This is a genomic window from Novosphingobium nitrogenifigens DSM 19370, assembly GCF_000192575.1.
Taxonomy (GTDB): Bacteria; Pseudomonadota; Alphaproteobacteria; order Sphingomonadales; family Sphingomonadaceae; genus Novosphingobium; species Novosphingobium nitrogenifigens.
On record NZ_GL876926.1, the window covers coordinates 481,957 to 504,428 of the forward strand.

Genomic DNA, 22,472 nt, shown 5'->3' on the forward strand with positions numbered 1-22,472 from the left:
GGTTATTTCAGATCGGCTGAGGAGAGTGACGGCAATTCGGCGACTTTGCGGGCGCTTCCGGCCAGAACATCATCGGGCGCGATGACCATGCCGAGCCGGGCGAGAGTTCCACCCTTGCTCCACATCCTTGACCATTCAGTGACATAGGCGGAAAGTCCGGGGATCGCTCGCAAGTGCGCCTTCTTTACATAGATGTAGAGCGGGCGGGCGCCGGGATAGGAAAAATCGGCGATTGTCGCATAAGAGGGCCGAACCGAGCTCATGGTGAGGCCGGTCAGGCGATCGGCATTCTGTTCGAGGTAGGAATAGCCGAAAATGCCGATGGCATCGGAATTGGCCTCGATCTTCTGCACGATGAGATTGTCGTTCTCACCCGCGTCGACATAGGCGCCGTCCTCGCGCACTTCGCCGCAGATGGTGCCGTGGCGTGCCGGATCGCTGGTCGCCAGCGCCTTCATCGCCGGGTCGCTGTCGCACCCTCGGGTCAGGATCAGTTCCTTGAGCGCGTCGCGAGTCCCCGACGTGGATGGCGGACCATAGACGAGAATCGGGATCGAGGGCATCGCCGGATCGACATCGTGCCATGTGCGCGCCGTATTGGGGTGGCCATAGGGGTTCTTGGCAAGGGCGCGATAGACCCGTTCGGGCGTCAGCGGCAGATCGCCGCCAGCCTGGCTCCGCGCAAAGGCGACACCATCGAGACCCACTTCAATCTCGACGATGTCGCGCACGCCGTTGCGGGCGCATTCGTCGAATTCGGACTTCTTCATCCGCCGCGAGGCGTCCTCGATGTCGGGGAACTGCGGGCCGACCCCGGCGCAGAACAGCTTCATGCCGGCACCGGTGCCGGTCGATTCGATGATCGGCGACTTGAGCGTGCTGTCCGACCGGGCGAGTTCCTCGGCAACGGCCTTGGCAAAGGGATAGACTGTGGAGGAGCCGACAGCGCGCACCTGATCGCGCACGACGTCGCCGCTGTCGCATCCCGAGAGCGCGAGTGTGAGCGCGCTTGCCAGAACGGGGAAGAGCGCGCGCGAAGCGCGCTGCCCGGAGCGGAACCTGCCAGTGGGGAGATCAGCTTTCATCGCCGGATAACTTTCCCTCGTTCGCGCGGCGGACGTTCTCTTCGTGATAGAAGACGCCCCGGCATGCGGTGCCATTGTGACGGTGTTATGACAATTCCCTGTCTGGTGTCTGCTCGTCCCGGGCCTGATCTTTCAAGGGCATCGAGACGAGTCCCAATCGAACCGTGACCGTCGTGCCGCTGCCTAGCTTGCTGGTGACGTCGAGTTTGCCGCGATGGCGCTCGACGATGTGCTTGACGATGGCAAGGCCAAGGCCGGTGCCCCCGGCCATGCGGCTGCGGCCCGGATCGGTGCGATAGAAACGACGGGTGAGATAGGGAATGTGGTCGGGGTGAATGCCCTCGCCGTGATCGGTCACGCTGAGGACGGCTTCGCGCCCGTCTCGTGCGACATGCACTTCGACGGGTTGCTTGGGGTCGCCGTACTTCATGGAATTGTCGATCAGGTTACGGATTACCTGATCGAGTTGCTGGCGGTCGCCCTGGACGATCGCTTCGTCGGTAGAGACGATGATGCGTTCTTCGCCAAGGGTCGCGTCGACTTCGGCACCGATCGAGGCGGCCAATTGCCCGAGGTCGACGCGGTCGCGCGGGATGTCGTGCTTTTCGGCCTCGATTCGCGACAGCGACATCAGATCCTCGACCAGATGCTGGAGCCGTTTCGCCTCGCGCAGGACGGTCGCGTGAAAGCGGGCGCTCGTCGCTGCGTCGATCTTTGCCTCGGGATCGGAAAGCGTTTCGATATAGCCGATGATCGAGGCGAGGGGGGTGCGCAATTCGTGGCTGGCATTGGCGACGAAATCGGTATGGGCGCGACTGATGTCGGCCTCGGCCGTCCGGTTGACCAGCTCGATCAGCGAATAGGACTTGTCGATCGGGACGCGACGGACCTGCCAGATGCTGCGCGGGCTGGTGAGGCCGCGCACGGTGACGGTGCCTTCAGGGCTGTCGAGCAGTGTGATCGCTTCGGGATGGCGCAGGGCCATGCGCGCGTCCTGTCCGACGATATGTTGCCCCAGTTCCTCGCGCGAGGCGGCGTTGGCCGCGACGATACGCTGTCCTTCGAGCATCATGACCGGAACGCCGAACGGTTCGATCAGGTCGACCATGGCCTGCCTCGACACGCTGCCTTCCTGTGCCACGCGGACCTGGATCACCGGTTCGGGTTGCGAAAGCCAGAGCGAGCCGAGCCAGAGGATCATGACCGCCACGATCAGGACGGGATCGGCATTGGCCACCAGCATCCCCACCCCGGTGATCAGGGCGACGACGATCCCGGACCACGGGGGGCCGGACAGGCGAAAGCCTGCATGAGCCTTGGCGCCTGACGCGGGCTGGCTCGATGGCGCGGATTCGGAATTGTTGGGAAGAAGCGCGTTCATGGGCCGCTTATCGTCTCAGGAGGGACCGCTCGGTACAAGCCGTTCATGACCGAATTCTGACAATCCTTCTCCGGGCGACTTTCGTCTGTGCAGGGGGTTTGCGTGCGCAGGGGGATCTGTCGGTCGGGGCATCGCAAAGTTTGTAAAAGTGTAACGGTTTGTGATAATCACTTGCAATAGCATTGCTGGCACAAGGCCTTGCGCCTAAGCGTGCGGTGTGAACGGAAACGCGCCTCTCTCGCCTTCTCAGCCTCCCCGCAAACGCCGCATTTCGCGTGGCTGGTGGTTGAAGCAAATCCATACATGGCACTGGATCAGTGCGGCAGTCGCACTGGCCGGAATGCTCATGTTCGCTCTGACTGGGCTGACACTCAATCATGCGGACCTGATCCCGGCGACGCCGCGGGTCGTCGATCGCGGGGGCAAGCTTCAACCGTCGCTGTTGTCGCTGGTGCAGAAATCGCCGTCCGCATCCGATGCACCGCTCCCGGCTGTCGTGGCGCGAGCCGTGGCGGGGGAAGTCGGGCTCGACCCTGCCGGTCGGGCGGCCGAATGGAATGAAGGCGAAGTCTATGTGGCGATGCCGCGCGCGGGCGGGGACGCCTGGGTCAGCATCGACCGGATGTCCGGCGAGATCAAATCCGAGACCACTGATCAGGGGCTGATCGCGTCGCTCAATGACCTGCACAAGGGGCGCAATACCGGACTGGTCTGGCGTCTCTTCATCGATGCGTTCGCGGCGGCGGTCCTGCTGTTTTCGGGAACGGGCCTGTTGCTGCTCCAGTTCCACGCCAATCACCGCAAGAAGACCTGGCCTCTGGTCGGCGCGGGTGTGGCGATTCCCCTGCTTTTGCTGATTTTCTTTGTCCATTGAAAGGCATCGCCGCCCATGAAATCACGGATGCTCACTCTTGTCGCGGGCGCGGTCGTCGCGGTTCCGGCGGCCCATGCGGGGACCGTCACGGTCACTCTGCCGCGTCTGGCCATCGCGGAATACAAGAAGCCCTATGTCGCCGGGTGGATCGAGCCGGCCGGAGGCGGCGCCGCGCGCAGCCTGTTCGTGTGGTATGACATCCATCGCGGTGGCAACGAACCGGGTACCAAATGGCTCTCGGAGCTGCGCTCTTGGTGGCGCAAGTCGGGCCGGATGCTGCAGCTGCCCGCCGACGGCGTGAGCGGCGCGACGCGTGGACCGGGAACGTACACGATCCCGTTGCCGTCGGGACTGGCCCCCGGGAACTATGTGGTGAGTGTTGAAGCGGGGCGCGAACATGGCGGTCGCGAACTGGTGAGCGTGCCGGTTACGGTTCCCGGTGGTGGTGGGCACGGTTCGGGCAAGACCGAACTGGGCGCTGTTGTCGTGTCGGCGCGGTAAGGAGTTCCATTCATGAAGCCTCTGTTCGGCGCCATTCTGGCCGCCGCTCTGTTCGTGCCGGGTATCGCGCGGGCCGACGATCCCTTTATCCTTCCCTCTTCGACCAGTCTTTCAGGAGAGGGGGCAACCGTCACGTTCGACGCGGCTGGATCGGATCACCTGTTCTTCTTCGATCATCGACCGATCCAGCTCGGATCGATCACGGCATGGAAGGCCGACGGATCGGCGGCGGCGCTGGCCAATGCGATGCAGGGGCGTTTCCGGTCAGTCTTCGACCTGAAGCTCGATCAGCAGGGTACGTGGAAAGTGGCCAGCGATCAGACGATGATCACCGGAACGTTCAAGGAGAATGGACAAGAGCGCCGCGTCGGTGGACGGCCCGGTGGTCCCGGTGGTCCCGGTGGTCCCGGTGGTCCCGGTGGTCCCGGTGGTCCCGGTGGTCCCGGTGGCGGGGAAGGCGAACGGCGACCGGCTGGTGAGGCTCCCCGTCTTCCTCCTGTCGCGTTCAAGGATATTCCCGCCGATGCAACCGACATCCATCTGACCGAGGTCGTCCGCACGACCGCGACATACGTGACGCTCGGCGCGCCGACCACGACCGTGCTCAAGCCGGTCGGCAAGGGGCTTGAATTCGATCCGCTCACGCATCCCAACGAACTGGCGGCCGGGGAAACGGCGCGCTTTCGTTTCCTTGTCGATGGCAAGCCGGCCGCGCACGTCAAAGTGACGGTGATCCCCGGTGGCGATCGCTATCGCGAGGATCTGGGAGAGCGCGACTTCACCACCGGTCCCGATGGCGTGGTTACGATCAAGTGGCCGAGCGCGGGGATGTACTGGCTTGGCGCCGAAGCCGAGGACCACAATCCGTCGGAAAAGAAGGCCGAAGTTCGCAAGATGGACACGGCCGTCACGCTGGAAGTCATGACCCCGTGACAGTCACGGAGCTTCGGATCGCATTGCCGGACAAGGTTGCGCCCGATGCCTTTGGACGATGCGATCCGAAGCTGCCTGTCGAGATGCTTGCGGGTCAAGCCCTGGGGACGTTCTGGCAAGTGCGGTTCGTCTCGCGCGGAAAGGTCGGGCCCGACGATGTGCGGACCGCGATCGGGCGCCGTCTCGACGCCATTGTTGCGGAAATGAGCCAGTGGGAGCCGGGATCGGTTCTCTCTAGGTTCAATCGGATGGAAGCGGGCGAAGAGATCGTCCTGCCTACCGATTTCGCGAAAGTGATCGGGACTGCGCTCGACATTGCCGGGCGGAGCGAAGGGGCCTTCGATCCGACCCATGGGCGGGCGGCGGCTCTGCTGGGGTTCGGTGCGGAACCGGCGCGCGCGGACCTGTCCCCTACCGACCTCAAGGACGCATTCGATCAGGCAGGGTGGCAACGGTTGGCGTTCGATCCGCAAACGCGGCGCCTGTGTCAGCCCGGCGGGCTCTGGCTAGACTTCTCGGGCATTGCCAAGGGGTTTGCTGTCGATGCGGTGGCCGATCTGCTCGGCGAACTGGGGATCGAGGACGCGCTTGTCGAAATCGGCGGCGAACTGGTCGCCCGTGGGCTGAGGCCGGATGCACAGCCGTGGTGGGTCGATCTCGAATCGCCCCCCGGCGCGGTTCTGGCGCCGTTACGGATCGGATTGCATCAGGCGTCCGTGGCGACATCGGGAGACTATGTGCGGGGGCTTCACACGATTGATCCTTCGACCGGAAGGCCGCTTCCATCCCGGATAGCCTCGGTCAGTGTGCTTCACGACAATGCGATGCTTGCCGATGCCTGGGCCACGGCCTTGACCGTACTGGGCCCTGATCGTGGTCTGGTGCTGGCCGATCGGAAAGGAATTGCCGCTCGTTTCGTCGAACGCCTGCCCGGGCAGGACCCGGCTTTTGCGGAAACGATCAGTGCGGCCCTGGCGCGCATGATCGAGGATTAGGGCGTCATACGCCACCGAAACCGGGTGGTTCCGCATTGAAACGGAATGGGCGGACGGCGAGACCGTTGCCGCATCGGGCAATGGGGCATGATGCGCGGAGTGACATTCCATCGTGGTCAAGGTCAGCATCATCACCCCGACATACGAGCGGCATCATTTCCATGCGCGCCTTCGCGATTGCGTTCTGGCGCAGACCTGTGACGATATCGAATGGCTGGTTCTGGACGACAGCACTTTGCCGTCTCCAGTCCTGACCGAGATTGCCGATCCGCGCTTGCGCTATGTTCATGATTGTCGGCGCCGATCGATCGGGGCGAAGCGCAATGCCCTGGTGGCCATGGCGTGTGGCGAGATCATCGTCCATGTCGACGATGACGACTATTACAGCCCGGACTACGTGGCGACGATGGTCGATACCATCTCGGGCATGGGGGCGGATTTCATCAACTTGCGCGGATGGTTCCTGTTCGATCGCCGGGCCATGTTCCTTGGCTATTGGGATCTGACCGTTCCTTGCGGTGCGTTTCATGTCTGTGATGGGATCGGCGTCGAACTGGTCGTGATCGACGACCCGACGGTCCTGGCGGGGACCGAACTCGGCTGGGGCTTCGGTTTTGCCTATCGCCGGACGGTCTGGGAAGCGATCGGCTTTCCCGATCAGGATTTCGATGAGGACGGCGCCTTTTCGCGGGCGGCCCATGCTCGTTTCCGTTGCGGCTATCTGCTCGATCGACAGGGCCTGTGCCTGCACGAGGTGCATGGCGGGAACACGTCGCGCGCGTTTGCGCAATCGAACGTTCCGATCTTTCTCTTACCGCGCCTGTTTCCCGATTACCGGATGATCGAATCGGACGTGTGATCGTTTGGCGAATCAGATGCCCGAGCGGAGGCTGACTGCGAAACAGACGATGGCCAGAATCAGGGCGAGCGTCGAAACCATGCCCCAGGAAATCAGCGACACTTTGTCGAGATCGCGACGGCGCGTGTTCATCCAGTCGCGCAAAGCTGCACCGAACGCCACGAGTGCAGCGACGATGCCGATGGCGAGAAAAGGATGGATGGCGAAGAACGCTGGGAGATCCATGATCGTACCCGGACCGGGAAAACCCGCCGCGCGTTGTATCGCGCATCCGCAGTGTTTCGGGTCTGTCACCAGATGGGGGCTGGTCTCTCGTTTGGTGAGAGTGTTTCGGATCGCTATCCGAAAAGCCTATGGTGACCCCTACGGGAATCGAACCCGTGTTTCAGCCGTGAAAGGGCCGCGTCCTAACCGCTAGACGAAGGGGCCATGAAGGCATGCCACTGTAATACCGTCCCAATTATTCCGCAGAGCCGTCGCTCCAATCGGAAGTAATGGTGACCCCTACGGGAATCGAACCCGTGTTTCAGCCGTGAAAGGGCCGCGTCCTAACCGCTAGACGAAGGGGCCACTGGGCTGGTGCCGCAGGGCAGGTCCGCGCCTCTATTGGCACTTCCTTGCCCCGTCAACCCTGTTTTCAAACTCATGACATTTTATCGCCACGCCGACATCGTTTTCCACAGACAAGCCGTGGGAGAGGCCGTCGCGACGACCTCAATCGGCGAATGCCGCGTCCTCCACATGGAGTTCGGCCGCCGGACGGCTGGCCCAATCGTCGATGCGCGCGCGTCCGGCGAGCCAGAAATGGCGGCCGTGGTATCCGTGGAGCAAGGCTTGCCCGAGATCGGTCGTCGCTGCACGAAAGGCGATCGCCTTGAATGAGCGCCCGTCGCGTCCGGCAGCGACCATGCGGACGTGATCCGTACCGACAAGGTCGCACTTGATCAGGCGCACTGGCCCCACGGCCACGCGCGGGCCGGGCCAGCCGACGCCGAACGGTCCTGCCGCATCGAGTGTCTCGACGAGATCGGGGGTCAGCCCGCCGGGCGTGAGAGACAGGTCGATGAGCAAGGTCTGCGCCGCGCGGGCTCGCGCAACATCGCGGGTCAGCCGCTCTTCGAGGAACGTGTGGAATTCTTCGAGCCGGTCAGGCGCGATGGTCAGCCCACAGGCCATGGCATGGCCGCCACCGGCAACGAGCAGGCCCGCTTCCCGTGCGGCAATGACCGCCGCGCCCAGATCGACGCCTGCGATCGAGCGCCCCGATCCCTTGCCGTTTCCAGCCTCGTCCGCGTCGAGCGCAATGACCACGGTCGGCTTGCCGGTCTTTTCCTTGATACGTCCCGCGACGATGCCGATGACACCCGGGTGCCAGCCTTCGCCCGAAAGGACGTGAACCGCGCGGCCTTCCTGACGAGCAAGAGCCGTTTCGGCTGCTTCCTGCACTGCTTGTTCAATACCGCGGCGTTCGTCATTGAGTTCGGAAAGGCGTGCGGCGATGTCGCGCGCTTCGTCCGGATCGGCCGTCGTCAACAGGCGCACGCCGAGCGAGGAATCCCCGATCCGGCCTGCAGCATTGATGCGGGGGCCAAGAGCAAAGCCCAGATCGCTGCACGTCGGGCTGCGGTTGAGACGGCTGGCGTCGATCAGCGCGGCAAGGCCGGTGTTCTCGCGCCGGGCCAGAACCTTGAGCCCCTGGGCCACGAGCGCGCGATTGAGGCCCCTGAGTTGAGCCACGTCAGCCACGGTTCCCAGTGCGACGAGATCGAGCAGGCTCATGAGATCGGGCGGACGACGATCACCGAAAAAGCCGCGTGCGCGCAATTCGCGCAGAGTCGCCACGGCCAGCAGGAATGCCATTCCGACGGCGGCAAGGTGGCCGAAGGCTGCCGCTTCGTCGCTTTCGTCGAGGCGATTGGGATTGACGAGAGCCATGGCGCGGGGAAGTTCGGCGGCGCACTTGTGGTGGTCGACGACAATGACTTCCACGCCCGCATCGGCGGCCATCGCCAGCGCTTCATAGGCCATGGCGCCGCAATCAACAGTGACGATCAGGCTGGCGCCTTCGGCTCCCAGTCGGACGAGGGCTTCTCCCGTGGGGCCGTATCCTTCGAGCAGGCGATCGGGGATATAAGGGCGCGCGCGGACGCCACAGGATGCGAGCAGACGCACGAGCAGGGCCGCACTGGTCGCGCCGTCGACGTCATAGTCGCCATAGACGGCAATGGCCTCGTTGCGGCCGATGGCGTCGGCAAGGCGAGTCGCAGCCTTGTCCATGTCGCGAAAGATTGACGGATCGGGCAGGAAATCGCGCAGGGTCGGTCGGCGGTGCCGGTCGAGGTCGGAACGCTCGACCCCGCGTGCGAGCAGCAACTGGTCGACCAGATTGTCGCCGAGATTGCCGGGATTGTCGGCGGCAACGTCCATATTGCCGCCGCGCCAGCGCCATGCCTGGCCGGAAAGGGATTGATCGATCGCTGTAACGGGTTTCATCGCCCCCAGCGTTAGGCCCTAAACGCGCCAAGCAAAAGAGCATGGCGCTCGATGGGGCGGTGGCTGTATGCTCGCGCCCGGGTCGTTCCAATAGAAATACAGGCCAGGAGTCTCAGGACCAGGGCCGGATGAACAGGTTCCACGCGTGCAGGACCGTTTCGACCGCTTGCGATGCGGTCGCCGGATCGTGACGCGTGCATCTTGGGGGAAGGGGGAACGACATGTCCGGAAAGAGGAAGTGGTCGATTGCGGCCGTTGCGTCTGTCACTGCATTCGTGGTGGCGGGTGCGGGCATTCTTGCTGCGGTCGACGGGATCGAGGCGGCGCAAAGTACGACGGGGCCGATCGCGCGGTACGACATGCGTGCGGGCACGACATCGGGTTTGGGCGCGATGGGTGGCGGGATGAAGGGCGGTTTCGGTATGGCCATGGGGGGAGGCGGTGGACGCGGCCCCTTGCACGAACTCTGGCTGGAACTGGGATCGACGACCGCATCGCAGGGACAGGCTCCCAAGGGCGATCATTTCATGCCCGCCGGAGTCCGGCTCGGCCCGTCCGTTCCGCTGCGGACGCCTGAGCCGGTCAAGAGTTCACCGCCGTCGCTGCCCGGCGAACGTGAGTTTCAACGTCCGCGCGGCCGCATGTTGATCTTCTGGGGATGTGGGGAACATGCCCCGGCCGGGCAGCCGGTGGTGATCGATTTCGCCAAGGTTGCCGCCGGGCAGATGCCTGCGGACCTGTGGTCGACGCAAGTGCCGCTTGATCGCTGGGTCAGTCCCACGACGAGTCGCACCTATGGCGTCTGGCCCAATACGGACGACCGCAAGACGCTTTCGCCCGACAGTGCGCTGCCCGGCGCTCATCGCGTCGTTGCCAATTATGCGCCGGACATGAATTTTAACCTGACGCATGACTTCATGGCGCCCTTGCGCGTGACGTCGCAGGGGCAACCTTCGGGCGCCATCATCATGCAATGGTCGCCACTTGCCGATGCGACGGGCTATTATGCCTCGCTGATGGGTGGAAAAGGCAGTGGCGGTGGACAGGTCGAGGATCTGGTCTGGTGGACGTCATCGGCAAGTCGCGAGTTCGGCGGCGGCCTCTCCGACTGGTTGTCTCCGGCGACAGTCGCGCCGCTGGTCGCGGGGCGCACCGTGCTGCCGCCTCAGGCTTCGACGTGCACGATCCCGGCCGAAGTCCATGCCGCAGCCCCCAATTTCATGATGACGACGATGATCGCCTATGGACCGGAAGAAAGCTTTGCCTATCCGCCGCGACCGACCGATCCGCGTGCGGTCTGGCATATTCAATGGGAAGCGCGCATTCGCCATCGCTCCATGACCAGCTTCATGCCCGGAATGCCGGGCATGAACGGGATGGATGACGGCGATTCCCGCCAGCGGAAGTCCGATCAGCCATGCCAGCCCCGGAAAAAGCGCGGGTTTGGCGGTCTGGGTGGACTGATCGGTGGCGCATTGGGAAGCGGGGACGGTTGTTGACAGGCCTGTGGACAAGATGTGGGGGTGGCTGTGGGTAATCCGGCCCCGGCCGCCACGGGTGGCTTGCTGATCGTGTGGCACAGCCGCACCGGCGCCGCGCGGGCAATGGCTGCTGCAGCTTTTGCGGGCGCGCTGGAGGAAGGTCCGGCGCGGCTGGTCGCGGCAGGACATGCCGGGCCGGAAGATATCCTGTCGGCAGGCGGCTACCTCTTCGTCTGTCCCGAAAATCTCGGGTCGATGACCGGCGAGATGAAGACTTTTTTCGACCTTAGCTATTATTCCGTAATCGGCAGGATCGAGGGGCGTCCTTATGCCACGGCCATCGCCGCCGGTTCGGCGGGGCAGGGGGCAGAGGCGCAGATCGACCGTATCGTCACCGGTTGGCGACTTCGGCGCGTGGCGCCTTCGCTCATCGTCAACCTTCACGCAGACACGGCGGAAAGCATTCTTGCGGCCAAGACCGTTCATCCCGACGAAATCGCAACCTGTCATGATTTGGGACGATCGCTGGCAGCGGGCTTGCAACTTGGAATTTTCTGACATTCTGCTCGCAGGTACAGCAATCGCCGGTGCAGTCGCACAATGCCGGGATTTACGCGGGGTCGTCACAAGGTGCCAGCCGACGAACGGGACAAGCAGGAGCGTCACAGCGGACACGAGGACCGTGCCGCCGTTTCGTCGCGCGCTGCGCCCGTGGCGGGCTTGCTGTTCGCGTCCGACGCGCGTCCCGGCATCGACGGGTTGCGAACCTTGTCCCAGCGCGGACGGGCTTTCTCGCTCAGTCACGAGGATGCGTCCGGTGGTTGGGCCGAGATTCTCTGCGATGGCCTGACTTTCGACTGTTGCGGACTGGCGCCGGCGAAAGCAGGCGAGGTGCGGGGCGGCATGCAGTTGATCGGGTTGCCCCGCGACTTTGCCGCGAGCACTTTGGCGCAGGTCACTTTGGCGCCCGGGCCGCATCTGGCCGGATCGGGGAACCTGCAACCGGTCGTCAGGATCCTGTCCGGGCTTGTCATGGCATTGGCGCGGATGCCGGGGGTCAGGGCCGTGATCTGGCTCCCTGCGCAAATTGCCATGAGGCCGGAATGGTTCGTCGAGGCGGTTGGGATCTGGCTTAAAGGCGGTCCGTTTCCCGCATTGGCACTGACCGGGCTTGTCCGCGCGGACGGCGGGATTGCCAGTCGCGGGCTGGCCTATTTCACCGGTCAGGAATTTATCCTTTCCGGAAAGGACGGAAAACCGGGGGAAGGCGACTTGCGTGTGGCCATTCGCCTGGTCGACTGGCTCGTCGCGCATGGGCGTGTCGATGCGCCCCGCGAAGTGACTTTGGTCGGTTTCGGACCCGTTTGGGTGGAGCCTGACAGTCGAAACAGCCTCAAAGCCCGGGTTCTTTAGAACCGATTTGGTGCCAAGCGGCATATCCCGGGCGCCGGCAATATTTTGTTTACCGTAAATGCGCAGCGTGACTTCCGCATCCGGGGGGGCTGGAGATGACCAGTCCATGAGGTCGACGCGCACGGAACTGTCGTTCCGGTCGGTCAATATTCCTGGCACACGTGGGTACCGTTCGGGCCTGCAGCGCCATCACGTCTTGCCGCGTCAAACCATGGCGCGGCATGGGATCGGGCAATTGATCGATTGTCTCGGCACCGATCGTATCGGCTTTCACGACTTTCGGCGGAACGGCATGTTGCTGCCTGCCACGGACGAGGAAGCCTTGCGGCTCGGCCTGCCGCTGCATCGGGGGCCGCACCGTTCCTATAACGAACTCGTCCTTGAACGGATGGGGCAGATCGAGGCCGGTTGGCAAAAGGCGCGACGGGGGCGGCGCAGCGAGCGTGCCTCGGTCGAAGCATTGATGCGCATCGACCTGTTGCAGCGCGCCTTGCGCCGTCGCCTGCTCAATCCGGGCAGCTGGCGAGGGCGCACGCTCAATGCACGCGACCCCGCCCTGGATTTCAGCCACCTTGACCGCATGGCTGAATCCCTGTGGATGGAGACCGAGCCGGCGATGGCCTGACTGCATCTCTCTTACGCGAGATAGGGCGCGCTCTTGTTCGCAAGGGCGGCGGCGGCATCCCGGTATTCGCTCGTGAATCGGGCGACGCGCTCGGCAACGCTTTCGACGGCGGTGATGGAGCCGATCCCTTGGCCTGATCCCCAGATGTCCTTCCATGCCTTGGCATCGGTATTGCCGCCCGAACCGAAGTTCATCTTGGACGGATCGCTTTCCGGCAGGTGGTCGGGGTCGAGACCTGCGGCCACGATCGACGAGCGCAGGTAATTGCCGTGAACGCCGGTAAACAGGCTGGAATAGACGATGTCGGCAGCACTACTGTCGACGATGGCCTGCTTGTAGGTGTCGGCCGCGCGAGCTTCATGCGTCGCGATCCAGGCCGAGCCGATATAGGCAAGGTCGGCGCCCACGGCCTGTGCCGCGAGGATCGAGCGCCCATGCGCGATCGCCCCGGACAAGGCGATGATGCCGTCGAACCACTGGCGGATTTCCTGCACCAGCGCGAAGGGGGACTGGGCTCCGGCATGGCCTCCGGCACCTGCCGCAACCGGGATCAGGCCGTCTGCACCCTTTTCGATCGCCTTGCGGGCAAAGCGGTCGTTGATGACGTCATGGAGTACGATCCCGCCCCAGCTGTGGGCAGCCTGATAGACGTCTTCCCGCGCGCCGAGCGAGGTGATCATCAACGGCACCTGCCACTTGGCGCAAAGGGCGATGTCGTCCTCAAGCCGGTTGTTGGTCTTGTGCACGATCTGGTTGACGGCAAAGGGGGCCGCCGGACGATCGGGATGGGCGCGATTGTGCGCGGCAAGTTCCTCGGTGATCTGATGCAGCCATTCGTCGAGCTGGCTGAGCGGGCGAGCATTGAGCGAGGGAAAGCTGCCGACGACCCCGGCCTTGCATTGCGCGATCACCAGTTCGGGGCAGGAAATGATGAACAGCGGCGAAGCGATCACCGGCAGGCGCAAGTTGGCGAACACGGGGGGCAGGGGCATCGGCACACTCTCTCGCTTGTGTTTTAAGTGACTGATTAAATCATTAGGCGGACGACCTCCCGCTTGTCAAACGCCAAGGGCTTCGATCAGGGAACCAAGGCCGTAGATCCGCGCCGCCGTTCCCGCGAACAGCGCCTGCTTCTCTGGCGCCGAACACCCCGCCGCCACGCGTTTGAAAGCGTTCCACAAAGTGCGGTAGTCCGCGCCCCAGCGATCGACCGGAAAATTGCTTTCGAACATGGCCCGATCCGGCCCGAACGCCTTGATGCAGGTTTCGAGATAGGGGCGCCACAAGGCGGCGAGCACTTCCGAACTCATTCCGGCGCCAGGGCCCTGTTCCGGCATCCCGCAAAAGGCCATGGCCAGCCCGCCGAGCTTTACCGAGACATTGGGGCATTGTGCCAGTGTGCGGATCTTTTCCCGCCACAGGTCGAAGCGTTCGTGCAAGTGGCCGCGATACCCCGCGATGTTGAGCGGGGTCCCGCAATGGTCGAGCACGATCGGCTGGTCGGGAAAGGCCCGCGCGAGGTCGATCACGTCGTCGAGTTGCGGTTCGAGAACCCAGGCGTCGAACGTCAGCCCCAATTCGCCGAGGTGACGGAACCCGGCGCGGAAGGCGTCCGAGGCATAGAGTCCGGGCGGCGCGTGAAAGGGCGGACCGAGCACCGTCGGGTCGGCGTCCCAGGCGCCCTGATGCCGGATGCCGCGAAAGCGCGGAGAGGCGGCGGCGAGCGCCTCGAGAACCGGGCGAACCGCATCTCCGGACGTGAGATCGGCGTGGCCCACGATCGCGGCGCAGGGACGACCCGGGCCGTACAGTCCGCTTGCGCCTTGGGCCGCGACCCCGTTGACGAAGGCAACTTCCCCGACGCTGCGGAATGCGGGGGCACAGTCGGCATCGTAAAAGGCGCCGCACTCCATGAACACGGTTCCGACGATGTTGTGACCGCTCGACGTGTCGGCAAGCAGCTGGTCGAACGTGTAATGGGGGGCCAGTGCGATCGCCGCGATGAACGGATGATGCGGTTCGGGAAATTGGGGGAGGAGTGGGCGCAAGTCCCACAGGTGATGGTGCGGATCGATGATCGGCAGATCCGGCTCGAGAACGGCTTCCGGCATGGTCACTCCCGTATTAACGGTCCCGTCTGCGCGGGACTGGTGCGGGAACTATGGCCGAATGTGCGGGCTCTGCAACCGGATATGATTGCGTGTTCGTGACGGGGCGACGTCGTTGCGATGCCGCCCCGTCACGAAGGATTTTTCAGATGCGCGTGGCGTTTGCCGCCGAGAGGATCGCGCGGACGCTGGCAGTCGCGACATCCTCGTCGATGCCGACGCCCCAGACGGCCCGGCCATCGGGCGTGACGCATTCGACATAGGCCGCCGCGCGGGCGTCGCTGCCCCCGGTCAGGGCGTGTTCGGAATAGTCACGGACGTCGATGTCGATGCCGAAGCCTTCCTTGAGCGTGGCGACGACCGAGGAAATCAGCCCGTTGCCCCGACCGCTGACCGACTGGACATTGCCGTCGACGCTGATCTTGCCGGCGAAAACGCGGGTGCCGTCAGCCGACTTGGCTTCCTCATAGTCGATCAGCTGCAAGTGCTGCGGTGCGTCGAGGCGATAGACGCGGCGGAAGACCTGCCAGATGTCGCCGGCCTGCAATTCGCGGCCCAGTTCGTCGGCCAGAGCCTGAACATGGCGGCTGAAATGCGCCTGCATCTTCTTGGGCAGCTTCAGGCCCTGATCCTGTTCCAGAACCCAGGCAAAACCGCCCTTTCCGCTCTGCGAGTTGACGCGGATCACCGCTTCATAGCTGCGGCCCAAGTCAGCCGGGTCGATCGGCAGGTAAGGCACCGACCAGATCTGGTCGTTGCGCTTTTCCTGCGCAGCGAAGCCCTTCTTGATCGCGTCCTGGTGGCTGCCGGAAAAGGCAGTGAAGACCAGTTCGCCGCCATAGGGGTGGCGCGGGTGCACGGGCAGCTGGTTGCAGTATTCGACCGTCTGGATCACTTCGTCGATGTCCGAGAAGTCCAGTTCGGGGTCGATGCCCTGCGTGTACATGTTCAGGGCGACGGTGACGAGGCAGCAGTTGCCGGTGCGCTCGCCATTGCCGAACAGGCAGCCTTCGACGCGATCGGCGCCCGCCATCAGGCCCAGTTCAGCCGCCGCAACGCCGGTGCCGCGGTCATTATGGGTGTGCAGCGAGATCACCGCACGGTCGCGGCCGGGCAGGTTGTTGCAGAAATATTCGATCTGGTCCGCATAGACGTTGGGCGTTGCCGCCTCGACCGTTGCGGGCAGGTTCAGAATGATCGGCTTTTCGACCGTCGGTTGCAGAATTTCCATGACCGCTTCGCAGCATTCGATGCTGAAATCGATCTCGGCGGTCGAGAAGGTTTCCGGGCTGTATTCGAAATGCCAGTCGGTCTGCGGGAAACGGGCGGCCTGATCACGCAGGAACGTCGCACCGGCACGGGCGATGTCCTTGATCTGCGACTGGGTCATGCCGAACACGACTTCGCGCCACAACGGCGAAACCGCGTTGTAGACATGGACGATCGCTTGCTTGGCGCCAGCCAGGGCTTCGAACGAAGTGCGGATCAGGTCTTCGCGCGACTGGGTCAGCACCTGGACCAGAACGTCGTCGGGAATGCGTCCGGTGTCGACGAGGCCGCGGATGAAATCATATTCGGTCGCGCCCGCGCTCGGGAAACCGACTTCGATTTCCTTGACCCCGACCTTGAGCAACAGGTCGAAGAAGCGCGACTTCTTTTCGGCATCCATCGGGTCGATCAACGACTGGTTGCCGTCGCGCATGTCAGTCGACAGCCAGCGGGGAGCCTTGGTGATCGTGCGCGAGGGCCACTGGCGATTGGTCAGCGGAACCTGCGGGAACGGGCGATACTTGACCGAGGGGTCTTTCAGCATGGTCATGGGTGTGTGCTCTGGAACCGGAATGTTGCGGAAATATGCCGATGGCCAGGAGCGGGAATGAAGAGCGGCGTGCGCCAGTCAACGGTCCCGGACCATCTGCCTTGTCGATGCCTACCTTTTCGGTAGTCGAGTCCCCTGGGCGCCGTGCGCGCCGCGAGACCGGCGCGTCAGCTTACGCCCAAGGGCGAATAAGTCGCAGGGTAAGGTCCAGTTCGCGCGCCATGGCGACAGGCTATGGGCAATTGCGTTTCACTTGTCCAGATTGAATACGCGCGCCTCGTTCAATTGGCGGGATATTTCTTGGACGCGGGGGCCTCGCAAAAGAAAAACCCCTCCCGGGAGGGGAGGGGTTTTCCGTCTGGTCCTGATCCCCCGGGAAAAACCCGGGGCAAAAAGGATCAGTTCTTGGCCTTGTCGACCAGCTGGTTCGCACCGATCCAGGGCATCATCGCACGCAGGCGAGCGCCGGTCTGTTCGATCGGGTGCGCAGCGGCAGCCTTGCGGGCAGCCTTCAGCTCGGGCTGGCCAGCGCGGTTGTCGAGCACGAAGTTCTTGACGAAGCGACCGGCCTGGATGTCTTCGAGGACGCGCTTCATTTCCGCCTTGGTTTCGGCGGTGATCAGGCGCGGACCAGTGGTGATGTCACCGTATTCGGCCGTGTTCGAGATCGAGTAGCGCATGTTGGCGATGCCGCCTTCATACATCAGGTCGACGATCAGCTTCACTTCGTGGAGGCATTCGAAATAGGCCATTTCCGGCGCGTAACCGGCTTCGACCAGGGTTTCGAAACCAGCCTGGATGAGGTGGGTCAGGCCGCCGCAAAGAACGGCTTGTTCGCCGAACAGGTCGGTTTCGCACTCTTCCTTGAAGTTGGTTTCGATGATACCCGAACGGCCGCCGCCGACACCCGAAGCATAGGCAAGGGCGATGTCGTGGGCATTGCCGGTCGCGTCCTGCGCGATGGCGATGAGGCAGGGCACCCCGCCGCCCTTCACGTATTCACCGCGAACGGTGTGGCCCGGGCCCTTGGGCGCGATCATGATCACGTCGACGTCGGCGCGCGGTTCGATCAGGCCGAAGTGAACGTTGAGGCCGTGTGCGAAGGCCAGCGCCGCGCCGGGGCGCAGGTTGGCGTGGATGTCGTCGGCATAGATCGCGGCCTGATGTTCGTCGGGCGCGAGAATCATGAGAACGTCGGCCCAGGCAGCGGCTTCGGCGTTCGCCATGACCTTGAAACCGGCGCCTTCAGCCTTGGCGGCGCTGGCCGAACCGGGACGCAGCGCGATCGCCACTTCCTTGACGCCCGAATCGCGCAGGTTCTGCGCGTGGGCGTGGCCCTGGCTGCCATAGCCCAGGATGGCGACCTTCTTCCCGGTGATCAGGTTGAGATCGGCGTCGGCGTCGTAGTAAACCTTCATGTCGGATCCGTTCTTGAATGGTTCGTTTAAGGTCTTGAAATCATGTGATGAGTTTGGGTCAGGCGGCCTTGTTGCCGCGCACCATGCCCACAACCCCGGTGCGGCCCACTTCGACAAGGCCGAGCTCTTTCATCAACGCGACGAAAGTGTCGATCTTGTCCGGCGCGCCGGTCAGTTCGAACACGAAGCTGGAGGTCGTCGTGTCGACGACCTTGGCACGGAAGATTTCCGCGACGCGCAGGGCCTCGACACGGCTGTTGCCGGTGCCGACGACCTTGATCAGCGCCAGTTCGCGCTCGATGTAGGGGCCCATTTCGGTGAGATCGACGACCTTGTGCACCGGCACCAACCGTTCGAGCTGGGCGCGGATCTGGTCGATGATCGAGGGCGGACCGTGGGTGACGATGGTGATGCGGCTGACATCGTGGTCGTCGGTGATGTCGGCCACGGTCAGGCTGTCGATGTTGTAGCCGCGCGCGGTGAACAGGCCCGCGATCTTGGCCAGGATGCCTGCCTCGTTATCGACAGTCAAAGTCAGGACGTGGCGCTCCTGCGCCTCGGCGAGAGGGGTGCTCATGGCTCTATTCCAACCTTTCAGACCAGCGCCTTGGCGTCGTCGTCCATCGTTCCGGCAACTTCGTCGCCGTAGAGGATCATTTCGGTATGCGCCGCGCCCGAGGGAATCATCGGGAAGCAGTTGGCTTCCTTGACCACCAGGCAGTCGACGAAGACCGGGCCGGGATGATCGATCATGGCCTGGATCCCGGCGTCGAGTTCGTCGAGCGAGGTGATGCGAATGCCTTTCCAGCCATAGGCTTCCGCCAGCTTCACGAAGTCGGGAAGGCTGTCGGAATAGGAATTGGAATAGCGGCTTTCGTAAGTCAGCTCCTGCCACTGACGAACCATGCCCATCCATTCGTTGTTGAGCACGAAGACCTTGACCGGCAGGCGGTACTGCGTCGCGGTGCCCAGTTCCTGGATGTTCATCTGGATCGAGGCGTCACCGGCAATGTCGATGACCAGTGCATCCGGGCACCCGGCCTGTGCGCCGATTGCGGCAGGCAGGCCATAGCCCATGGTGCCAAGGCCGCCCGAAGTCAGCCACTTGTTGGGATTGGCGAAATGGAAGTGCTGGGCCGCCCACATCTGGTGCTGCCCGACTTCGGTGCTGATGACCGGTTCGCGGTCGCGGGTCATCTCGTAAAGGCGCTCGATTGCCTTTTGCGGCATGATTTCCTTGCCGCGCGAAGGATAGGCCAGGCTCTGGCGCGCACGCCAGCCATCGATGCGGGCATACCACTCGGTGAGATCGGCCTTGGCGTGGCCCGCTTCCAGCCATGCCTCGATCAGCTGTTCGAGAACAATTCCGCAGTCACCGATGATCGGCAGGTCGACGCGGACGGTCTTGTTGATCGAGGCGCGGTCGATGTCGACGTGGATCTTCAGGCTGTTGGGGGCGAACGCATCGAGACGACCGGTGACGCGGTCATCGAAGCGGGCGCCGAGCGCGATGATGAGGTCGGCCTTGTTCATCGCCATGTTGGCTTCGAACGTGCCGTGCATGCCGAGCATGCCCAGCCACGCCCGATCGCCGGCCGGAAACGCGCCGAGGCCCATCAGGGTCGAAGTGACCGGCGCGCCGATCAGCTTCTGGAAATCGCGCAGCAGACGGCTGGCTTCCGGTCCGGCATTGATGACCCCGCCGCCGGTGTAGAAAACCGGAGTCTTGGCTTTCGCGATCATGTCGATGGCGGTTGCGATGTCTTCGGCGCTGCCTGCGGTCTGCGGCGCATAGCGGGTGCGACGCTGCGGGGCGTGGCCGGTCCAGTGGGCGCTCGCGATCTGGACATCCTTGGGGATGTCGACGACGACCGGGCCGGGACGACCCGAGGTCGCGATATGGAACGCCTCGTCGATGACGGCGGCGAGTTCGGACGCGTCCTTCACCAGGTAGTTGTGCTTGGTGCAGTGACGGGTGATGCCGACGGTGTCGGCTTCCTGGAACGCATCGGTGCCGATGAGGCCGGTCGGAACCTGCCCGGTGATGACGACCATGGGGATCGAATCCATGAACGCATCGGCAATGCCGGTGACCGCATTGGTCGCGCCCGGGCCTGAGGTGACGAGAACGACGCCGGGCTTTCCGGTCGCGCGCGCATAGCCTTCGGCGGCATGGGCGGCGCCCGCTTCGTGGCGGACCAGAATGTGGCGAAGGCGTTCATCGCCGAACAGCGCGTCGTAGATCGGCAGCACCGCGCCGCCGGGATAGCCGAACACGAATTCGACGCCCTTGGCGACAAGGCTTTCGACCAGGATTTCAGCGCCGCTGCGCTCGGTAGTCACGGGCAAGATTCCTCAATTCAGGCGAAGGCGGGGCGATAGCCGCATCCGCTGGCGAAAAACAGTGAAAATCCACGGCGACGCAACGGGAACGACGCCAATTGTTTCCACCCAAGGCAGGGGCGATCCGACTCTGTCCGCATGGCGGCAGAGCCAAATATTTCGGCCCGGCGCACGCGGTTGCAGCGCCGGGCCGTCTCTCCCTCTCGGGCACCCGAACCGGCGCAAAGGCCTGTCCGGGCAATTGAGAGGCGTGCTACGTGACATAAACATGCATGTCAAGCGGCTAAATGTGAAACAATATTTCCATGCGGTCGTTTTTGGCGTAATCTTCGTGCGAAAGGCGAGGCCAGCTTTCCGGCATCTGATGGCGCAACCAGGTGTATTGGCGTTTGGCATAGTTGCGCGTCGCCTGTTGCCCGGATGCGATTGCCGATTCGGCAGAAGTCTCTCCGGCGAGAAAGGCGGCGATTTCGCGCACGCCGATCGCCCGCATGACCGGCAGGTCCGGTTCGAGTCGTCGTGCCAGCAAGGCACGCACTTCCTCGATCGCCCCATCCGACCACATCGCGGCAAAGCGGCGGTCGCACCGGGCGTAAAGCCATGTCCGTTCGGGCATCAGCACCACGGACGAAAGGTCGACGCTGTCGCCGATCCCGCCTTCGCGCTCGGCCTGCCATGCGGCGAGGGGGCGCCCGGTTGATCGGACCACTTCGAGTGCCCGCGCGATACGGGTGCTGTCTGCGGGCGCGAGGCGTGCGGCCCGTTCGGGATCTTCGCCTTGCAGGGCTTCCCACGCCTGCGCGACCGGCATCGCGCGGACCGCGTCGCGAATGGCGGGATCGATTGCGGGGATCGGCGCGATCCCGTCGAGAAGCGTGCGGATATAAAGGCCCGTGCCGCCGACAAGGATGGGGAGCGCGCCCATGGCGTGGGCGGCGGCGATTTCGCGTCGTGCCGCGTCGGCCCAATCGGCTGCCGAGCATGATTGCGCGCCGTCCCAGGCGCCGAACAGGCGATGGGGAATGTCGTGCATGTCCGCATCGGTCGGGCGGGCGCTCAATATCGCAAGGTCTGCATAGACTTGGGCGCTGTCGGCGTTGATGACGACGGCCTCTCGCCCTCGCCTGCGCTCGGCAAGAGCGAGGCGGACGGCAAGATCGCTCTTGCCGCTGGCGGTCGGCCCTGCGATGAGCGCGAGCCGCGGCTTCGGCCCCTGTGCGCGTGCGTGCAGGCCATTTTGATCTGGGGAATATTCGGTGCTCATTGCCCGCCTGATAGCAGACACGGAAACGCTTGGTGACCGGCTTGCGCTCGCCATGGAGGAAATCGAGGAGAAAGGCGGCGAAGTGACCGGCGCCGGAATGCTCGATTCCAATCCCGACGTGCTCGAACTCGAAGTGGCCGAGAGCGATGCCGAGACCGTTCGCGGCATTCTCGACGCGCATTTCCCCGATTCCGACCTGCTGATTTCCAATGGGCCGATCACGTTGCCCGGGCTGTTCATCTCGGACATGGATTCGACCATGATCGGGCAGGAATGCATCGATGAACTCGCCGATTTCGCCGGGATCAAGGCGCAGATTGCCGAGATCACCGAACGCGCGATGCAGGGTGAGCTCGATTTCGCTGCCGCCTTGCGCGAGCGGGTCGGTCTCTTGCAGGGGCTTTCGGCCGGGGCGATCGAGCAGTGTCTCGATGAACGCATTCGCCCGATGCCCGGTGCCGCGACGCTGGTGCGCACGCTCAAATCGCTGGGCGCCCATACCGTGCTCGTGACGGGGGGCTTCCACTCTTTTGCCGACACCGTCGCGGCAGCGCTGGGCTTCGATCGCGTGGTCGGCAACCGGCTTGCGGTTGAAGGCGGCGTCCTGACCGGCCATGTGATCGGCGACATCGTCGACAGCTCGGTCAAGCGCGCGGTACTGCTGGAAGAAGTCGCGCGTCTGGGCGAGGGGACCGTGAGTCTTGCGACCGGTGACGGCGCCAATGACATTCCCATGATTGTTGCGGCGACTCACGGGATTGCCTATCGTGCCAAGGCAAAGGCCCGCGCGGCGGCTGACGGTCGCATCGATCGCGGCGATTTGACTGCGATTCTCGATCTTTACGGCGTGCCGCAGGATCGTTGGGTCCGCGATTGACGA

General features: G+C 63.8%; 21 protein-coding genes and 2 tRNA genes. 10 read left to right on the plus strand and 13 right to left on the minus strand.

All coding sequences use genetic code 11. From position 1 onward, the window contains the following. Positions 1 to 2: 2 nt before the first annotated feature. Complete coding sequence (locus Y88_RS02510; protein ID WP_008065958.1) at positions 3 to 1,085, minus strand: substrate-binding domain-containing protein; 1,083 nt, start codon at positions 1,083 to 1,085, stop codon at positions 3 to 5. 85 nt (positions 1,086 to 1,170) lie between these two features. After that, positions 1,171 to 2,466, minus strand: coding sequence for an ATP-binding protein (locus Y88_RS02515; RefSeq protein WP_008065959.1), 1,296 nt, complete (start codon positions 2,464 to 2,466; stop codon positions 1,171 to 1,173). A gap of 268 nt (positions 2,467 to 2,734) precedes the next feature. Between Y88_RS02515 and Y88_RS02520 the strand changes: the two genes are divergently transcribed. From Y88_RS02520 to Y88_RS02540, 5 genes are all read left to right on the plus strand, one after another. After that, a complete protein-coding gene (locus tag Y88_RS02520) occupies positions 2,735 to 3,340 on the plus strand; it encodes a PepSY-associated TM helix domain-containing protein (protein ID WP_026166757.1) in 606 nt (201 codons plus the stop codon). A gap of 27 nt (positions 3,341 to 3,367) precedes the next feature. Next, on the plus strand, positions 3,368 to 3,841 hold the full coding sequence (locus Y88_RS02525; protein WP_008065961.1) for a DUF2271 domain-containing protein: 474 nt from the start codon (positions 3,368 to 3,370) through the stop codon (positions 3,839 to 3,841). 12 nt (positions 3,842 to 3,853) lie between these two features. Further along, positions 3,854 to 4,774 (plus strand): DUF4198 domain-containing protein, encoded by a 921-nt coding sequence (locus tag Y88_RS02530; protein ID WP_018075221.1) that lies wholly within the window; start codon positions 3,854 to 3,856, stop codon positions 4,772 to 4,774. Next, positions 4,771 to 5,769, plus strand: coding sequence for an FAD:protein FMN transferase (locus Y88_RS02535; protein WP_018075220.1), 999 nt, complete (start codon positions 4,771 to 4,773; stop codon positions 5,767 to 5,769). The genes Y88_RS02530 and Y88_RS02535 overlap by 4 nt, the downstream gene beginning before the upstream one ends. 112 nt (positions 5,770 to 5,881) lie before the next feature. Next, positions 5,882 to 6,628 carry a glycosyltransferase family 2 protein gene (locus Y88_RS02540; protein ID WP_008065963.1) on the plus strand — a complete coding sequence of 249 codons (747 nt, stop codon included), beginning with the start codon at positions 5,882 to 5,884 and terminating at the stop codon, positions 6,626 to 6,628. Between the two features lie 12 nt (positions 6,629 to 6,640). Here Y88_RS02540 and Y88_RS02545 read toward each other — a convergent pair whose 3' ends face one another. The 4 genes from Y88_RS02545 to recJ form a co-directional block, all read right to left on the minus strand. Further along, positions 6,641 to 6,853 carry a hypothetical protein gene (locus Y88_RS02545; protein WP_008065964.1) on the minus strand — a complete coding sequence of 71 codons (213 nt, stop codon included), beginning with the start codon at positions 6,851 to 6,853 and terminating at the stop codon, positions 6,641 to 6,643. A 129-nt stretch (positions 6,854 to 6,982) separates the two neighbouring features. Continuing rightward, positions 6,983 to 7,057, minus strand: a tRNA-Glu gene (locus Y88_RS02550). Positions 7,058 to 7,123: 66 nt separating this feature from the next. Then, positions 7,124 to 7,198 (minus strand) — tRNA-Glu (locus Y88_RS02555). Between the two features lie 144 nt (positions 7,199 to 7,342). Further along, the gene (recJ, locus tag Y88_RS02560) at positions 7,343 to 9,121 is read right to left on the minus strand and encodes a single-stranded-DNA-specific exonuclease RecJ (RefSeq protein ID WP_008065966.1); all 1,779 of its coding nucleotides are present in this window, start codon (positions 9,119 to 9,121) and stop codon (positions 7,343 to 7,345) included. Positions 9,122 to 9,342: 221 nt separating this feature from the next. On the opposite strand from recJ, the gene Y88_RS02565 reads away from it, so the two are divergent. The 4 genes from Y88_RS02565 (at position 9,343) to Y88_RS02580 (ending at position 12,640) form a co-directional block, all read left to right on the plus strand. Beyond that, a complete protein-coding gene (locus Y88_RS02565) occupies positions 9,343 to 10,620 on the plus strand; it encodes a hypothetical protein (RefSeq protein ID WP_232280888.1) in 1,278 nt (425 codons plus the stop codon). A 30-nt stretch (positions 10,621 to 10,650) separates the two neighbouring features. Further along, complete coding sequence (locus Y88_RS02570; RefSeq protein ID WP_018075219.1) at positions 10,651 to 11,160, plus strand: flavodoxin family protein; 510 nt, start codon at positions 10,651 to 10,653, stop codon at positions 11,158 to 11,160. Between the two features lie 42 nt (positions 11,161 to 11,202). After that, a complete protein-coding gene (locus Y88_RS02575) occupies positions 11,203 to 12,015 on the plus strand; it encodes a hypothetical protein (protein WP_008065978.1) in 813 nt (270 codons plus the stop codon). A 106-nt stretch (positions 12,016 to 12,121) separates the two neighbouring features. Continuing rightward, entirely contained in the window at positions 12,122 to 12,640 is a 519-nt protein-coding gene (locus Y88_RS02580) for an AHH domain-containing protein (protein ID WP_081458626.1), read from the plus strand. A gap of 11 nt (positions 12,641 to 12,651) precedes the next feature. Here the strand turns inward: Y88_RS02580 and Y88_RS02585 are convergent, their stop codons facing one another. The 7 genes from Y88_RS02585 to miaA all read right to left on the minus strand — a co-directional run bounded on the left by Y88_RS02585 (position 12,652) and on the right by miaA (position 21,592). After that, on the minus strand, positions 12,652 to 13,632 hold the full coding sequence (locus tag Y88_RS02585) for an NAD(P)H-dependent flavin oxidoreductase (protein WP_026166755.1): 981 nt from the start codon (positions 13,630 to 13,632) through the stop codon (positions 12,652 to 12,654). A 66-nt stretch (positions 13,633 to 13,698) separates the two neighbouring features. Next, positions 13,699 to 14,751: an amidohydrolase family protein gene (locus tag Y88_RS02590; protein ID WP_018075216.1), complete on the minus strand. Its 1,053-nt coding sequence runs from the start codon at positions 14,749 to 14,751 to the stop codon at positions 13,699 to 13,701. Positions 14,752 to 14,893: 142 nt separating this feature from the next. After that, entirely contained in the window at positions 14,894 to 16,567 is a 1,674-nt protein-coding gene (gene leuA, locus Y88_RS02595; RefSeq protein WP_008065987.1) for a 2-isopropylmalate synthase, read from the minus strand. Positions 16,568 to 16,965: 398 nt separating this feature from the next. Further along, the gene (gene ilvC / locus Y88_RS02600) at positions 16,966 to 17,985 is read right to left on the minus strand and encodes a ketol-acid reductoisomerase (protein ID WP_008065990.1); all 1,020 of its coding nucleotides are present in this window, start codon (positions 17,983 to 17,985) and stop codon (positions 16,966 to 16,968) included. A gap of 58 nt (positions 17,986 to 18,043) precedes the next feature. Beyond that, a complete protein-coding gene (ilvN, locus tag Y88_RS02605; protein WP_008065992.1) occupies positions 18,044 to 18,562 on the minus strand; it encodes an acetolactate synthase small subunit in 519 nt (172 codons plus the stop codon). Positions 18,563 to 18,579: 17 nt separating this feature from the next. Further along, positions 18,580 to 20,328, minus strand: a complete 1,749-nt coding sequence (ilvB, locus tag Y88_RS02610; protein WP_008065993.1) for a biosynthetic-type acetolactate synthase large subunit — start codon at positions 20,326 to 20,328, stop codon at positions 18,580 to 18,582. Between the two features lie 283 nt (positions 20,329 to 20,611). Next, positions 20,612 to 21,592: a tRNA (adenosine(37)-N6)-dimethylallyltransferase MiaA gene (miaA, locus tag Y88_RS02615; RefSeq protein WP_008065995.1), complete on the minus strand. Its 981-nt coding sequence runs from the start codon at positions 21,590 to 21,592 to the stop codon at positions 20,612 to 20,614. Here miaA and serB point away from each other — a divergent pair. After that, positions 21,585 to 22,469, plus strand: coding sequence for a phosphoserine phosphatase SerB (gene serB / locus Y88_RS02620; RefSeq protein ID WP_008065997.1), 885 nt, complete (start codon positions 21,585 to 21,587; stop codon positions 22,467 to 22,469). The genes miaA and serB overlap by 8 nt on opposite strands. Positions 22,470 to 22,472: the final 3 nt, after the last annotated feature.

Bases quoted from the DNA above. Each gene is read 5' to 3' on its own strand.
- Y88_RS02510 (WP_008065958.1), bottom strand. From the start codon at position 1,085: ATGAAAGCTGATCTCCCCACTGGCAGGTTCCGCTCCGGGCAGCGCGCT.
- Y88_RS02515 (WP_008065959.1), bottom strand. From the start codon at position 2,466: ATGAACGCGCTTCTTCCCAACAATTCCGAATCCGCGCCATCGAGCCAG.
- Y88_RS02525 (WP_008065961.1), top strand. From the start codon at position 3,368: ATGCTCACTCTTGTCGCGGGCGCGGTCGTCGCGGTTCCGGCGGCCCAT.
- Y88_RS02530 (WP_018075221.1), top strand. From the start codon at position 3,854: ATGAAGCCTCTGTTCGGCGCCATTCTGGCCGCCGCTCTGTTCGTGCCG.
- Y88_RS02545 (WP_008065964.1), bottom strand. From the start codon at position 6,853: ATGGATCTCCCAGCGTTCTTCGCCATCCATCCTTTTCTCGCCATCGGC.
- recJ (WP_008065966.1), bottom strand. From the start codon at position 9,121: ATGAAACCCGTTACAGCGATCGATCAATCCCTTTCCGGCCAGGCATGG.
- Y88_RS02565 (WP_232280888.1), top strand. From the start codon at position 9,343: ATGTCCGGAAAGAGGAAGTGGTCGATTGCGGCCGTTGCGTCTGTCACT.
- Y88_RS02575 (WP_008065978.1), top strand. From the start codon at position 11,203: ATGCCGGGATTTACGCGGGGTCGTCACAAGGTGCCAGCCGACGAACGG.
- Y88_RS02580 (WP_081458626.1), top strand. From the start codon at position 12,122: ATGAGGTCGACGCGCACGGAACTGTCGTTCCGGTCGGTCAATATTCCT.
- Y88_RS02585 (WP_026166755.1), bottom strand. From the start codon at position 13,632: ATGCCCCTGCCCCCCGTGTTCGCCAACTTGCGCCTGCCGGTGATCGCT.
- Y88_RS02590 (WP_018075216.1), bottom strand. From the start codon at position 14,751: ATGCCGGAAGCCGTTCTCGAGCCGGATCTGCCGATCATCGATCCGCAC.
- leuA (WP_008065987.1), bottom strand. From the start codon at position 16,567: ATGACCATGCTGAAAGACCCCTCGGTCAAGTATCGCCCGTTCCCGCAG.
- ilvC (WP_008065990.1), bottom strand. From the start codon at position 17,985: ATGAAGGTTTACTACGACGCCGACGCCGATCTCAACCTGATCACCGGG.
- ilvN (WP_008065992.1), bottom strand. From the start codon at position 18,562: ATGAGCACCCCTCTCGCCGAGGCGCAGGAGCGCCACGTCCTGACTTTG.
- miaA (WP_008065995.1), bottom strand. From the start codon at position 21,592: ATGAGCACCGAATATTCCCCAGATCAAAATGGCCTGCACGCACGCGCA.